The sequence below is a fragment of the Stutzerimonas stutzeri genome, assembly GCF_000219605.1.
GTDB classification, from domain to species: domain Bacteria; phylum Pseudomonadota; class Gammaproteobacteria; order Pseudomonadales; family Pseudomonadaceae; genus Stutzerimonas; species Stutzerimonas stutzeri.
This window is the reverse complement of record NC_015740.1, coordinates 791,940-806,295: the sequence shown is the minus strand read 5'-3', so window position 1 is coordinate 806,295 and position 14,356 is coordinate 791,940. Positions and strand designations below refer to the sequence as shown.

12 protein-coding genes and 1 riboswitch are annotated in these 14,356 nt (G+C 64.6%); of the genes, 11 read left to right on the top strand and 1 reads right to left on the bottom strand.

Translation table 11 applies throughout. The features are described 5' to 3' along the window. The first annotated feature begins 77 nt into the window (after positions 1-77). From PSTAB_RS03775 to PSTAB_RS03760, 4 genes are read left to right on the top strand one after another with little or no spacing between them, the layout of a single operon-like run. Entirely contained in the window at positions 78-386 is a 309-nt protein-coding gene (locus PSTAB_RS03775) for a PepSY domain-containing protein (protein ID WP_003281732.1), read from the top strand. Positions 387-394: 8 nt separating this feature from the next. Then, positions 395-700: a PepSY domain-containing protein gene (locus PSTAB_RS03770; RefSeq protein WP_003301964.1), complete on the top strand. Its 306-nt coding sequence runs from the start codon at positions 395-397 to the stop codon at positions 698-700. Beyond that, positions 700-1,365 carry a response regulator transcription factor gene (locus PSTAB_RS03765; RefSeq protein ID WP_013981757.1) on the top strand — a complete coding sequence of 222 codons (666 nt, stop codon included), beginning with the start codon at positions 700-702 and terminating at the stop codon, positions 1,363-1,365. The genes PSTAB_RS03770 and PSTAB_RS03765 overlap by 1 nt, the downstream gene beginning before the upstream one ends. Next, positions 1,362-2,678, top strand: coding sequence for a sensor histidine kinase (locus tag PSTAB_RS03760; protein ID WP_013981756.1), 1,317 nt, complete (start codon positions 1,362-1,364; stop codon positions 2,676-2,678). Before PSTAB_RS03765 ends, PSTAB_RS03760 begins: the two co-directional genes overlap by 4 nt. Positions 2,679-2,681: 3 nt before the next feature. Here the strand turns inward: PSTAB_RS03760 and PSTAB_RS03755 are convergent, their stop codons facing one another. Further along, positions 2,682-2,897 (bottom strand): hypothetical protein, encoded by a 216-nt coding sequence (locus PSTAB_RS03755; RefSeq protein ID WP_003281738.1) that lies wholly within the window; start codon positions 2,895-2,897, stop codon positions 2,682-2,684. 325 nt (positions 2,898-3,222) lie between these two features. Here PSTAB_RS03755 and PSTAB_RS03750 point away from each other — a divergent pair, with 325 nt between their 5' ends. The 7 genes from PSTAB_RS03750 to PSTAB_RS03725 all read left to right on the top strand — a co-directional run bounded on the left by PSTAB_RS03750 (position 3,223) and on the right by PSTAB_RS03725 (position 14,352). Then, positions 3,223-4,095, top strand: a complete 873-nt coding sequence (locus PSTAB_RS03750) for a helix-turn-helix transcriptional regulator (RefSeq protein WP_013981755.1) — start codon at positions 3,223-3,225, stop codon at positions 4,093-4,095. A gap of 1,078 nt (positions 4,096-5,173) precedes the next feature. Beyond that, positions 5,174-6,409: an exonuclease SbcCD subunit D C-terminal domain-containing protein gene (locus tag PSTAB_RS03745; RefSeq protein WP_013981753.1), complete on the top strand. Its 1,236-nt coding sequence runs from the start codon at positions 5,174-5,176 to the stop codon at positions 6,407-6,409. Beyond that, on the top strand, positions 6,406-10,059 hold the full coding sequence (locus PSTAB_RS03740; RefSeq protein WP_013981752.1) for an SbcC/MukB-like Walker B domain-containing protein: 3,654 nt from the start codon (positions 6,406-6,408) through the stop codon (positions 10,057-10,059). The genes PSTAB_RS03745 and PSTAB_RS03740 overlap by 4 nt, the downstream gene beginning before the upstream one ends. Positions 10,060-10,302: 243 nt before the next feature. After that, positions 10,303-10,519, top strand: a riboswitch (cobalamin riboswitch). Next, positions 10,475-10,606 (top strand): hypothetical protein, encoded by a 132-nt coding sequence (locus PSTAB_RS22170; protein WP_435966893.1) that lies wholly within the window; start codon positions 10,475-10,477, stop codon positions 10,604-10,606. It overlaps the preceding riboswitch by 45 nt. A gap of 13 nt (positions 10,607-10,619) precedes the next feature. Further along, positions 10,620-12,527 (top strand): TonB-dependent receptor domain-containing protein, encoded by a 1,908-nt coding sequence (locus PSTAB_RS03735; RefSeq protein WP_013981751.1) that lies wholly within the window; start codon positions 10,620-10,622, stop codon positions 12,525-12,527. A gap of 77 nt (positions 12,528-12,604) precedes the next feature. Next, positions 12,605-13,378 carry an ABC transporter substrate-binding protein gene (locus tag PSTAB_RS03730; RefSeq protein ID WP_013981750.1) on the top strand — a complete coding sequence of 258 codons (774 nt, stop codon included), beginning with the start codon at positions 12,605-12,607 and terminating at the stop codon, positions 13,376-13,378. Further along, the gene (locus PSTAB_RS03725) at positions 13,366-14,352 is read left to right on the top strand and encodes a FecCD family ABC transporter permease (RefSeq protein ID WP_013981749.1); all 987 of its coding nucleotides are present in this window, start codon (positions 13,366-13,368) and stop codon (positions 14,350-14,352) included. The genes PSTAB_RS03730 and PSTAB_RS03725 overlap by 13 nt, the downstream gene beginning before the upstream one ends. Positions 14,353-14,356: the final 4 nt, after the last annotated feature.

The following is a 14,356-nucleotide window of genomic DNA, read 5'->3' as shown; positions in this document are numbered from 1 at the left end:
GGTGGTGGCGTTCAGTTTCGTTTAAGCAAGCCCTCGTAACCTGTGAATCGTCGAAACCAACCACAGGAATCAAAACCATGAAAACACTGACTACGCTGCTCACCGCCGCCACCCTCGCCCTCGGCGCCAACCTGGCCATGGCCAAGGACATCGGCCCGGACGAGGCACTGAAGCTGCGCGATGCCGGCACCATCCAGTCGTTCGAGAAGCTCAACGAAGCGGCATTGGCCAAGCATCCCGGCGCGACCATCGAGGAGACCGAGCTGGAAGAAGAGTACGGCCGCTACGTCTATCAACTTGAATTGCGCGACGACAAAGGTGTGCAATGGGACGTCGAGCTCGACGCCAAAACCGGCGAAGTGCTGAAGGACCATCAGGACGACTGAGGCCAGCCATGCGTGCCCCCCTTTTCGTAACCGTTCCACTGACCCTGCTGCTCGCTGCCACTCCAGCGGCGAGCCGCGACCTGGACCAGGATGAGGCCCTGCGGCTACGCCGCGAGGGCCTCATCATGCCGCTGGAAGCTCTGCTCCAGCGCGCCATGGAGCGCTATCCGGGGGCCAGCCTGCTGGAAGCGGAGCTGGAGGAGGAAGATGGCATCTACGTTTACGAGATCGAATTGCTCACCACCGACGGCGTTGCCCGCGAGCTCGAACTGGATGCCCGCGACGGGCGCCTGCTCAAGGATGAAGAAGACTGATGCGCCTGCTGCTGGTCGAAGACAGCGTGCCGCTGGCCGATGAACTGATCGCCAGTCTCAACCGCCAGGGCTACGCCACCGACTGGCTCGCCGATGGCCGCGACGCCGCATACCAGGGCGCGACCGAGCCCTACGACCTGATCATTCTCGACCTCGGCTTGCCTGGCAAACCGGGGCTGGAGGTGCTGCACGACTGGCGCGCCGGTGACCTCACCACACCGGTGCTGATCCTTACCGCGCGCGGCTCTTGGGCCGAACGCATCGACGGCCTCAAGGCCGGCGCCGACGACTACCTGACCAAACCCTTTCATCCCGAAGAGCTGCTGTTGCGCATCCAGGCGCTGCTGCGCCGTGCCCACGGCCTGGCCAACCAGCCCATGCTGCAAGCCGGTGGCCTGGAGCTGGACGAGTCGCGCCAGTGCTGTCGCAAGGACGGCCAGGACATCGAACTCACCGCCGGTGAATTCCGCCTGCTGCGCTACTTCATGCTGCATCCGGGGCAGCTGCTGTCGAAAACCCAACTGACCGAACACCTGTACGACGGTGAAACCGAACGCGATTCCAACGTCATCGAGGTGCATGTCAACAGGCTGCGCGGCAAGCTCGGTCGCGAGCTGATCGAAACGCGCCGTGGCCAGGGCTATCGCTTCGGCGGCCAGCCGTGAAATCGATTCAGCGCAGCCTCAGCCTGGCGCTGATCGCCACTCTGCTGCTGGTCGCGCTGGTGCTGGTGCAGACCAGCCTGTGGCTCTTCGAGTCAGGCCTCAGGCGCAGTCTGGAAACCGACCTGCGCGAGGAAACCGAAGGCCTGCTGATTGCCTTGGTGAAGGGACCGAACGGTGATCAGCTGGACGTACAGCGCCTCAACCCACGCTATCAACGGCCGTTCTCCGGCCACTACTTCAAGATCGAACTGCCCGAGCGCACCTGGCGTTCCCGCTCGCTGTGGGACGCCTCGCCAGAATGGCCGGAACGCGCGGGACTGGCGGACGAACTGCTCGACGGCCCGCAGGAACAGCGACTGCTGGGTTATCGCGCCGAGTACCGCCGCGACGGACAGCCGATCGTCATCAGCGTGGCGCAGGACTACACACCGGTTCTCGACAGCTTTGCCCGCGTGCGGCTGAGCGGTCTGGGCCTGGTCGGTTTCGCCCTGCTCGCCCTGCTGCTTTTGCAGCGCTACGCCATGGGCCTGGCACTGCGCCCGCTGGAGCGCGCCCGGCAGCAGATCGCCCAGTTGCAGCAGGGCCAGCGCCAGCAGCTGGACCAGCAGGCGCCCGTCGAGCTGCAGCCGCTGGTCGAGCAGATCAACCACCTGCTCAGCCACACCGAGGACACCTTGCAGCGCTCGCGGCACGCGCTGGGCAACCTCGGCCACGCGCTGAAGACGCCACTGGCCGTGCTCGGCAGCCTGGTGCAACGCGAAGAAGTCGCCGCCCACCCCGAACTGCAGGCCAGCCTGCAGGAGCAGCTGGAGCAGATCCAGCAACGGGTCAGCCGCGAACTGGGCCGCGCGCGGCTATCAGTGGACGTGCTGCCCGGTGCGCATTTCGACTGCGGTGCGGAACTGCCGGCACTGTTCGATACGCTGGCGATGATCCACCGCAGCGGCCTCGACCTGCGCTGGCAGGCGCCCGCCGGCTGCCGGTTGCCGCGTGACCGCGAGGACATGCTCGAGCTGCTGGGCAATCTGCTGGATAACGCCTGCAAGTGGGCCCGTAACCGTGTGGAGCTGAGCATCGAGCGCAGCGGCGATGCCTTCGTCCTGCTGGTGGACGACGACGGACCGGGGATTCCGGCGGCACAGCGCGAACAGGTCATCAACCGTGGCGTTCGGCTGGACGAGTCGGCGGAAGGTCACGGGCTGGGGCTGGGGATCGTCAGCGATATCCTGACGGCTTGGCGTGGCGAGTGGAGTCTTGAAGAAAGCCCGCTGGGTGGTTTGCGCGTGCGCATCGCACTACCGGCGACGCGCTGACCGTTATTGCGGGCGAGCCAGCTCGTTACGCATGTCTTCGAGAATGGTTTCGACCAGCAGGGTGTTCTGCACCTGGTGCCCGGCCATGATGCGCGTGGCGTGGGTGCCATTGATCGGGTAGCCGACATGCACCAGCAGGCGACCGTCCGCTTGCGGCTCGACGCGCGTGCGGTACTGCGAGGTGAAGGTTTCGGCCAGGTAGCGGGACAGAGTCTTCATGGAACATCTCTAGCAATGAGCCTGAGACAAAGACCCTGTTCATCGCTCGGAGATTCATGCCGTCCATCGGGAATCCACTGATCTTCATAGAACTGTAACGCTCATCACCCCTTCCGATCGCCGCTGCCATAGGCCAGCCAAGCCAGAAACAGCATCACAACGAACGCCATGCAGGACATCACCAACGCATTGATCATCAGGCTCATGTCAGGGTCTCCTCATCCACCGGATCGAGTTGAAACATACCCCGAATATATGTAGCGTTGAGCGACACGTCGACCTGCTCGACATAGGCATGTAAATCTTTGGAACAGGTGCAGAGGCGATGAAACGCAAGCAATCGATCAGTCAGATTCGCTGGGACCTGGCGCTGCGCTACCGGCTGATCGAGACCATCGCCTGGTGGGAAGGCCGCCTGACCACGGGCCACCTGATGCAGAGTTTCGGCATCAGCCGCCAGCAGGCATCGAAAGACATCAACACCTACCTGAACGAACATGCGCCCAGAAACCTGACATATGACCGCCATCTGAAGGGCTACAAGCCGACCAAAGGCTTCCAGCCGCTGTTCATCGACGGCAGCGCCAGCGCCTATCTGCATTTGCTCGACCAGAACCGTGTCCGCGCCCCGCATATCGAGGGCCTGGCGCTGGCCTACGCGCATACCGAAGTGCTGCAGGTGCCGGACCGCAGTATCCGACCCGAGGTGCTGCGGCCGATCCTGCAGGCCTGCCGCGAGGGGCTGCGGCTGGAGAGCGAGTATGTCTCGCTGGCCAATCCCGAGGTGGAAATCCGCGTGATGGCGCCGCACACGCTGGTGTTCACCGGCATGCGCTGGCATGTGCGCGCCTACTGCGAGAAGAACCGCGAATACCGCGACTTCGTGCTCAGCCGCTTTCGCGGCGAGCCAGACCTGATGGACGCCAGCGAACACACCCGCGAACAGGACGAGGCATGGAACACGCCGGTGACCGTGCTGATCGAGCCGGACGCACGATTGAGCCCGGCACAGAAGGCGATCATCGAGGTGGATTTCGGCATGGTCGAGGGCCAGCTGCCGGTCGAGACGCGCGGAGCGCTGGTGCAGTACGTGCTGCAGCGCTTCGGTATCGATCCGAATACCGTGCAGGCCAATGCGGCGGCGCAGCAGCTGCAGGTGGGGAATCTGCAGGCGTTGAAGGAGTGGTTGTACTCGTGAGGGCTCTTGGGGGCGCTCTTGGCCGTGAAGGGCGTCGGCACGGAGCTCGGTATGTGAGCGGCGCGATTTCCTTGGCGTTTGGCTCAGGTTTCGCCCTGCTGGGCGACTCACTTTTCTTTGCACGCGCAAAGAAAAGTAAGCAAAAGAAAGCGCGCCCCTACATCCGGCCCTGCGCTACGCGCAGGGTTCGTTCGCTTCATCGCCGCTCCAGGGGTCGGCTTACAAGGGCCATCCATGGCCCTTTAAGCCTTTCGCCGCATCCATGCGGCTCACCCCCTTGCGCAACGATTCCGCTCTCCCTACTGAAGGGGAATCTGGTGCTGCCTGTCAGGCCGCGCATGGAAACGCACAAAGCAAAGTCAACTGCGAAGCAAAGCGTAGTTAGCCTTCGATCCATCAGGCGACCCGGACTGGAATCCGCCTCAGGAGGCCGAACTCAGCCCTTGCACAGCGGGACGCGAGCAATGGACGCCGAGCGAGGAATGACGGGACAGGGACGTACCGTCATGACGTGTCCCGATATAAGGTGGAACACTGATCAACATTTTCCACCGCTGGCTTCAAGCAAGGTGTTGCCGGACCACGGCGGGTTACTTTGCAAACCGGTGGGTAAGCGTCGCGTTACCCAAGCTACAGACAACGCAACCAAGCAGAGCGTGGGTTCGGCCATTTACAGCGCCCCCTGCCCATCCCCAATTGCACGACCTTTCAGGCAACACCAAACGCCCCTTTCAGGAGGCCGAGTGCAGGTGGCGTGGAAAGGGTTGAGCGGCATGGATGCCGCGAGAGCTGCGATGGGCCAGGGATGGCCCTTCGCAGCGGGCCCTTGGAACGTCACCGGAACGAGGGAACCCCGGCGCAGCCGGGGCCGGATGGAGGGGCAAGCGTTTTTGCTTACTTTTTTCGCGACTGAAAAAAGTGAGTCGCCCAGCAGGGCGAAACCAGCGCGTCATACCAGCACGATAAGTGACAGCCACATCCAACCGCGCCCACAAGCCTTTACATCCGACGCAACCACCCACCGCCCATCCCACGCCAGCGGTTCGCCGCGGCGCCCGCACACAATGAGCCTGAGCCCATGCGCCTGATCCACACCTCCGACTGGCACCTCGGCCAGACCCTCCACGGCCAGGACCGCGACCACGAACACGCGCAGTTCCTCGCCTGGCTGCTCGACCAGCTGGTAGTCCACCGCGCCGACGCCCTGCTGATCGCCGGCGACGTGTTCGACACGGTCAACCCGCCACTCAAGGCCCAGGAGCGCCTCTACGACTTCATCGTCCGCGCCCACGAAAAGCTCCCGCAGCTGGACATCGTGATGATCGCCGGCAACCACGACTCGGGCGGGCGCATCGAGCTGCCGGCACCGCTAATGAGGCGCCTCAACGCCCATGCCGTGGGACGCATCAGCTGGGTCGCCGAGGGCCAGCTGGATCACCAGCGTCTGCTCGTACCGCTGCATGACGCCAATGGCAACACCGCCGCCTGGTGTCTCACCCTGCCCTTCCTGCGTCCGGCCGAAGTCACCGGAATGACGCTGGGCGACGACTATATGGCCGGCATCCGTCAGGTGCATGAACGCCTCATCGCCGCCGCCGAAACCGCACGCCAGCCCGGCCAGGCGCTGGTCGCCATGAGCCACGCGCACATGGCCGGCGGCGCGGTCTCGGAGGAGTCCGAGCGCAATATCGTTATCGGCAGCGCCGAAGCGCTGCCGGCCAGCCTGTTTCCCGAATCGGTCGCCTACGTCGCCCTCGGCCACCTGCACAAGCCGCAGCAGGTCGCCGGGCAGGCGCGCATCCGCTACAGCGGCTCGCCGCTGCCGCTGTCCTTTGCCGAGGTGAACTACCCGCATCAGGTGCTGCTGGTCGAACTCGATGGCGAGGCCCTGAAACAGGTCGACAGCCTGCCGGTGCCGCGCGCGGTGGAAATGATCCGCATCGGCCGCGCCCCGCTAGCCGACGTGATCACCGCGCTGGAAGCGCTGCCGCCCACCGGTCTGTTCGACGACAACCTGCCCTGGCTGGAGGTACGCGTGCTGCTCGACGAGCCGCTGCCGGACCTGCGCCAGCGCATCGAAACCGCGATCACCGGCAAGGCCTGCCGCTTGGTGCGCATCGCCAGTGAATACGCCGGCAAGCGCGGCGAGACGGAATCGGAAGTGCTGCTCGGTCTCGACCAGATCACCCCGCAGGAGCTGTTCGCCCGCGCCTGGGAAGAACAGTACGGCAACCCGGCGGACGAGCAGGCGCTGGACGATTTCGCCACTTTGCTGCAACGAGTCGAGTTCGCCCATGAGGAGATTGAGCGATGAAAATCCTCGCCATCCGCCTGAAGAACCTGGCCTCCTTGGCCGGCGAACAGATCATCGATTTCACCGCCGAACCCCTGGCCAGCGCTGGCCTGTTCGCCATCACCGGGCCTACAGGTGCGGGCAAGAGCACCATCCTCGACGCCCTGTGCCTCGCGCTATTTGGCAGCACACCCCGGCTCGACAGCGTCTCACCGCTGAACAAGGTCCCCGACGTGGAGGCCGAAATCGGCGGCGGCGACGAGCGCAACCTGCTGCGCCGCGGTTGTGGCAGCGGCTACGCCGAGGTCGATTTCGTCGGCGTCGACGGCCACCGCTACCGCGCACGCTGGGAGGTCAAGCGCGCCCGCGAGAAGGTCGACGGCCGCCTGCAGGCCAGCAGCCAGAGCCTTACGGATCTCGACAGCGGCACGCTCCTGGCCAGCGGCAAGAAACGCGAATTCAAGGAACTGCTCGAAGCCCGCCTTGGGCTGACCCTGGCGCAGTTCACCCGCGCCGTGCTGCTGGCGCAGAGCGAGTTTTCCGCCTTCCTCAAGGCCGACGACAACGAGCGCGGCACCCTGCTGGAAAAGCTCACCGATACCGGCCTCTACAGCCGGCTCGGCCAGGCCGCGTTCGAGGCCGCCAAGCAGGCGAAGGAGAGCCTGACTCGCCTTGAACAGCAGGCCGGCGGCCTGCAGCCGCTGGAGCCCGAGCAGCGTGAAGTACTGGAGCGCGAACATCAGGCCCAGCTCGAAGAATTGAAGAAGCTGCAACAGCAGCTCAAGGAGCTGGAAGCCCAGCGGCAATGGCTCAGCGAACTGCAGCGCCTGGAAAACGAGCGCGAAGCCGCACGCCAGCAGCTGCAGGACGCCGAAGGCGAGCGCGAGAGCCTGACCGAGGCCCGCCGTATTCTCGACCTGTTCGAACGGCTCGCACCGCAGCGCCACCGCTTTCTCCGCCAGCAGGAACTCGAACCGCTGCTGGGCAAGGCCGCCGACAGCCTCGCTCGCCTGCAGCACGAGGCGCAAAGCCTGCAGCAACGTCTCGACACCTTGCAGTGCGAGTGCGAAGCGGCCGGCAACGTCCTGCGTGCGGCCGAACAGGCGCGCCAGGACGCCGAGCCGCGGCTCGTCCAGGCGCGCCGTGAAGAAGAACGCCTACAGCATCTGAACGCCGACCTCGCCTCGATCCGCGAAGAAAGCGTCCAGGCCGATGCCGCGGCGAGCACCGGCGAGGCAACGCTCAAGCAGCTCGCCGAGCAGCAACAGCGCGCCGCCGAACAGCTAGCAACGCTGACGCAGCAACTCGAGACGAGCGCAGCGCTGCAACCACTTTGTGCAGCCTGGGGCGGTTACCGTCCGCGTCTGCAACAGGCCGTCCAGCTGGCGGCGCGGCTGCAGCAAGGTCAGGGCGAACTCCCGGCACTGGAAGCGCAGGCCAAGGCTGCCGAAACCCGACAAAGCCAGGCGCGCGAGGCGCTGGACAATCTGCAACGCGAGCGCGACAGCGAACTAGGGCTGGCCGAACAGCTGGCCGGTCTGCATCGACAGCTCGACGAATGGCGCCAGGCCGAGCGCGAAACCGAGGCCCTGCGCGAACTCTGGGCGCAGCAGCTCACGCTCACCGCCAGCCAGCGCGCACTGAGCGACGCCCACATCCGCCAGCAGGCCGAGCTGGACAGCCTGGTACCTCAGGGCAAACAGCTTCGCAGTGACCGTGATGCTGCCGAGCAGGCGCTCAAGGTCACCCTCGCCCTGCTCGAACGCCAACGCCTGGCACGCAGCGAGAATGTCGAAGCGCTGCGTGCGGCACTCGTTCCCGGCGAGCCCTGCCCGGTCTGCGGCAGCGACGAGCATCCCTGGCAGCAGACCGACGCGCTGGTCGCCAGCCTAGATCAGCACGACGACAGCGAAGCCGCGCGCGCTCGCCAGTCGCTGCAGGAACAGGACCAGTGTCTGCAGGAACTGCGGGATCGCCATGTCGCGCTCAGCACGCAGTTGCGCCAGACGCAACAACGCCAGGGCGAAGTGGAGGCGCAGCTGCAGGCCCTGGCACCGCGCCTCCTCGCCCTGCCCGCACACACGCGATTGCTTGAGCAGCCGGAAGCCGAGCGTTCGCAATGGCTGGAAGCGCAGCTGACGACACTCAAAGACCAGATCGCCAACACCAGCCAGCGTCAGCAGCAACTGCTCGCGCTGCAACAGCGCAGCGAAACCCTGCAGCAGGCCTGGCAGGCCGCGCGCGAGGCCTGCGTCGAGGCGACCCAGCAACTCGCCCGCCAGCACGATGCCCTGGCCCGCGACAGCCAACAGCTCGACGAGGAGCTGGCGGCCTTCGCCGAACTGTTGCCCGTCGAGCAACTGCAGCGCTGGCGTGAAAATCCGGCGCAGACCTTTCTGCAGTTGGACGTCAGCATCGCCACGCGGCTACAGCAACTGCAGGCGCAGACCGAGCTGGCCGAGGAGCTGCGCCAGTGCGAGCAGCGCCGCAGCGACGAGCAGTTGCAACAACGCCATCGCCAGGAGAAACAGGAAAGCTGCAGCGCACGACTGACCGAGCGCGAGAAACTGCTGCTGGCCTGCCAGCAGGCGCTGCGTACCAGCCTTGGCGAACAGACCAGCGCCAGCGCCTGGCAACAGCAGCTGGACGCGACCATCCAGGCTGCGCGGCAAACCCAGGCCGAGATCGATCGGCAGCTCAACGAGAGCAAGGTTGGCCTGACGCGACTGCACAGCGAGCAGCAGAACTGTCGCCAGCGCCAAGCCGAACTGGAACAGGAACGCGACGCGCTGAAAGCGGAACTGGCCACATGGCGCACCAGCCACCCGCAGCTGGACGACGCCACCCTCGCCCAGCTGCTGCACATGGATGACCAGCTGATTGCCGAGGCGCGCCAGCGCCTGCAACAGAACGCCGAAACCCTGACCCGCTGTCGCGAGCGTCTCGACGGTTGCCTCAACCGCCTGAACCTGCACAAACAGCAGCAGAGCGACGCCCCGGATACCGAGCAGCTGCAACAGCGCTATGCCGAGCAGCTGCAGCAGTGCGAGCAGGCCGATCAACGCTGTGCGGAAACCCGCGCCCAGCTGATCGACGACGACAAACGCCGCAGTCAGAGCCAGGAGCTGCTCACCCAGATCGACGCGGCGCGGGCCGAGCATCAGCGCTGGGGACGCATCGCCGCGCTGATCGGTTCGAGCGACGGCGGTGCGTTCCGCAAGATCGCCCAGGCCTACAACCTCGACCTGTTGGTGCAGCACGCCAACGTGCAGCTGCGCCAACTGGCGCGGCGCTATCGGCTCAAGCGCGGCGGCAGCCCGCTGGGGTTGCTGGTGATGGATACCGAAATGGGTGACGAACTGCGCTCGGTGCATTCGCTGTCCGGCGGCGAGACCTTTCTCGTTTCGCTGGCCCTGGCGCTGGGCCTGGCCTCGATGGCCTCGAGCAAGCTCAGGATCGAGTCGCTGTTTATCGACGAAGGCTTCGGCAGCCTCGATCCCGAGTCGCTGCAAATCGCCATGGACGCGCTGGATTCGCTGCAGGCCCAGGGCCGCAAGGTGGCGGTGATCTCCCATGTGGCGGAAATGCACGAGCGCATTCCAGTGCAGATCCAGGTGCGCCGGCAGGGCAATGGGCAGAGTGATCTACAGATTGTCGGGGGGCTTTCATAAAGCTCGGCGCTGTCGCGCGGACATGCCGCCGTCGCTTGGCGACAGTCGGCACGACCTCGGCGGCTTCGAGCCCAATGTAGGCGCCCGCAAGTCAGCGCCGATCGCTGAACATTGCGCACCATCGCGGCTGGATGTTTTTTCGAGCAACGTTCGAGCGGCCTGGGACGCGGCTTTGCTTGGATACCACTGTCCTTGCGGCCATTCGTCCGCTTGTGTTTCCCCAGCACCAGCCGTAAGGTTCGCGCGTTTTCTTATCCGCCCAGGTGTGCACGACCGCAAGGTCCGCATTAAACGGGAAGCCGGTGCGCTCGATGAGCAAGGCCGGCGCTGCCCCCGCAACGGTAATCGACCGCGATCCCCAGGGATCGCCGTCCGCTCCACAGCCACTGTGTTCCGACATGGGAAGGTGAGCGTGATGCGTGTCGACAGCCCGGAGACCGGCCTGACGGATTCGACTGGTGTTGCGGAGGGCAGCACCGTCAAGCGCTGCTGCCCGTCATCCCCCGCGCTTGTTCCTGCCCTCCTCAAAAGTGCTGAAATCTTTTGAGGAATCTTTACCGATGAAATTATCCCGCTTGGCACTGGCCGTTGCCCTGACGCCCAGCTTGGCATTAGCTCAGACATCGTCCCGCGAGGACGCACTAAAGCTCTCCGATACGTTGATCACGGCCAATCGCGATGTGGAACAGCGCAGTGACAGCAGCGCCGCCAGTACCGTGTTCACCCGTGCGGATATCGAGCGGTTACGTCCGGCCAGCGTGCCCCAACTGTTGACGCAGGTGCCCGGTGTTCAGGTTGCCAACTACGGAGGCCGCGGCGCCGGCTATGGCCTTTATGTCCGCGGTACGAGCACGGCTCAGACGCTGGTGTTGATCGACGGTGTACGAGCGGGCTCGGCTACCGCTGGTGGTGCGGCGTTGCAGTTTCTCAGTATCGATCAGATCGAGCGCATCGAGGTTCTGCGCGGATCGCGTTCGGCCATTCATGGAGCCGATGCCATGGGCGGCGTGATTCAGATCTTCACCCGCCGAGGTGAAGGCCAAGAACTGCGCCCCTACGTACGCATCGCCGGCGGCAGCGACAATACCTGGGAGCGCACCCTTGGCCTGTCCGGTGGCGATGAGCGCACCCGCTTCAGCCTGTCCGCCGGGCTGGAAGAAACCGCCGGTATCGACCGCACCCGCACCTCTTACGCCAGTGATGCGGACCATGACGCCTACCGCAACCGCTCCCTGGCGCTCAGCTTGAGCCACCAGCTCAGCGACGACCTGCAAGCCGGTTTTACCGTACTGGATCAGCGAGGCAAGACAGAGATCGATAACCCCTTCGGGCGTTGGGATCCAAGCACCTTCCTGACGTTCCCTGCCGAGCCCTACGACGAGTACAGCGTCAGCACCACCACCACCTGGCTGGACGGGCGCATCAACGATGTCTGGCGCAGCCGTATCGAACTCGGCCACAGCGAAGACAAGCAGGAAAACTTCGACAAGCTGTTCCCCGGCAGTACGGTCAACAACAGCTATCGCGACTCGGCCAACTGGCTCAATACCCTGACGCTGGGCGATGGCCATAGCCTGCGCCTGGGTGCCGACTATCTGAATGACAAGGTCCGCAGCAGCAATGATTTCGGCGTCGACAGCCGCGACAACAAGGCAGTCTTTGCCCAGCACAGCTTTCAGGGCCAGCGCTTCGGCACCGAACTGGGCATGCGCCACGATGATAACCAGCAATTCGGCAACGAGAGCACCTTCAATGGGGCGCTTAGCTACCAGCTCGATGCGGACAACCAGCTGATCCTGTCCTACGCCGAAGGCTTCCGTGTACCGACCTTTGCCGATCTTTACTGGCCACTGGATGGCGGCTACCAAGGCAATCCGGACTTGAAACCGGAAAGATCCCGCAGCTATGAACTGCAATGGCGTAGCCAGCTCAGCCCGAGCACGCGCCTGGAAACTTCGTTGTATCGCACGGATTTTCGCGACCTGATTACCATCGTGAGCGATCCGGTGACGTGGGAAAGCACCACGGAAAACACCGACCGGGCCCGGGTCAACGGCTTCGAAGCGGTCCTCAGGCAGGAGCTTTTCGGCTGGCACGGGGATTTGGGTATCAGCGTCATCGATCCACGTAACCGCGAAAATGGCCACACCCTGTCCAACCGCGCCAAGCGCACCCTGAACCTGAATGTTGATCGTCAGTTCGGCGATTTCGGCGTCGGTGCCAGCTTCGCTGCCGTCAGCAGCAGCTACGGTAACGCCGCCAACACATCAGAACTGCCCGGTTACGGTGTTCTGGACCTGCGCGCCAGTTGGCAGGCCAGCAGCGAGCTGGCCTTCGACATGAAGCTGGCCAACGTGCTGGACAAGGACTATAGCCGCCTGGTGTACAGCCACAACGGCCAGGAATACGGCTACCGGGAAACACCGGCAAGCGTGATGGTCGGCATGACCTGGATACCCCAACTGTAACCTCACCGAGGTCGTCGGCTCAGCCGGCAAGATCCCGCCCTGGCGTAGCGCCAGGGCGCCCCTGATAAGGCTTCTCCATGCTGCGCCTGGCGATTGCTCTGCTGATCATGTTGCTGGCATTACCAAGCTGGGTTCTGGCAGCGACGCCCCAGCGCATCCTGTCCCTCGATCTGTGCCTGGACTGGCTGGTGGCGCATCATGCCGACCGGCAAAACGTGGCAGCCCTGTCCGCGCTCCAGAAGCGCTACCCCATCGACTGGATCGGCCCCGAGTGGCCATTGCACGACGGCAGCCTGGAGAGCATCTATGCGCTGCGGCCAGACCTGGTGCTGGTCGGCCAATATGCTGCGGTCATGTTGCGCCAACGGCTGCAGAGCCTGGGCGTGCGCGTGGAAGTGCTGGCGCTGCCGCTGACTCTGCAGCAGGTGGTGGCATACGAAAAACAGTTTTTGCGTCATCTGCAACTGTCCGAAGCGCTCGCTAGCGAAGTACCCGCGCCACATCGCCGCCCTACCAGGCCCCAGCGCCTGTTGCTGCTCGGCTCAAATGGCATCGGAACAGGCACCGGCACGCTGGAACACGAGATTCTCGAGCATGCCGGTTGGAGCAACTACCTGACCGAGCCCGGCTACCTGCGCCTGGATCTGGAAAGCATCGTCAGCGATCCACCGGACGCCATCCTCTGGGCCGCGCCTGCACATCGTGCGCTGGCCAATCAATTTGCCGAGCATCCGGCACTGGCCAGGGCCGTACCGCCTGAACGCTGGTTAGCCACCGATTACTGGCGCTGGCAATGCCCGGGGCCCTGGACCTGGGACCTGATAGGACAACTGCACCAATGGCTCGACTGATCACGCCGCTGCTGGGCGTTGCATTGCTGATTGCCGTCCTGCTTTCGCTGAGCCTGGGCTCGACCTCTGTCAGCCTGGTCGGCGGCCTGCTCGACTGGCTGCGCGGCTCGGACACGCTCGATGCCATCGTGGTTGGCGACATTCGCCTGCCGCGTACGTTGCTGGCCATCTGTGTCGGCGCGGCGCTGGGTCTCTCCGGCGCCGCATTGCAGGGCCTGCTGCGCAATCCGCTGGCCGATCCGGGCCTCATCGGCGCCAGCCAGGGCGCGGCGCTCGGCGCAGCAGCGGTGTTCTACTTCGGTCTGCTGTCCTTCGCCGGCGAGATGGCGCCAGCACTGGCCGGGTTACTGGGAGCCGGCGTTGCCCTCGTCCTCATGCTCGCCTTGGCCGGCTCCTCGCGTCCGTCGATGGTCATCATGGCTGGGCTGGCAATATCCACCGTCAGCGGTGCGCTGCTGGCGGTGCTGCTGAACTTCGCACCCAACCCCTATGCCATGCAGGAACTGGTGTTCTGGCTGCTGGGCTCAGTGTCCGAACGTGGGCTGAACCACCTGCGCATCTTGCTGCCGGCCCTGCTGATCGGAGGACTACTGATTCTGCGCCAACGTCCGCTGCTGTATGGCCTCAGTCTTGGCGAGCGTGCTGCGCAAAGCCTCGGATTGAACGTCAAACGCGGCAGCCGGCTGATCGTGCTAGGGGCGGCGGTGCTGGTCGGCTCGGCGGTGGCGGTAGCCGGCGCCATAGGTTTTGTCGGGCTGATCGTGCCCCACCTGGTGCGCCCGTTGGTCAAGCACCGGCCCGATCGTCTGCTGATCCCATCGATGCTGGCTGGTGCCACGCTGGTGCTGTGCGCCGACCTGCTCGTCCGGCTGTTACCACCAGGGCGCGAACTCAAACTTGGAGTACTGACATCGCTGATCGGAGCCCCATTGTTCATTTGGCTGGTTTGGCGGGAGCGGCGGAAATGGAGCTGATTCG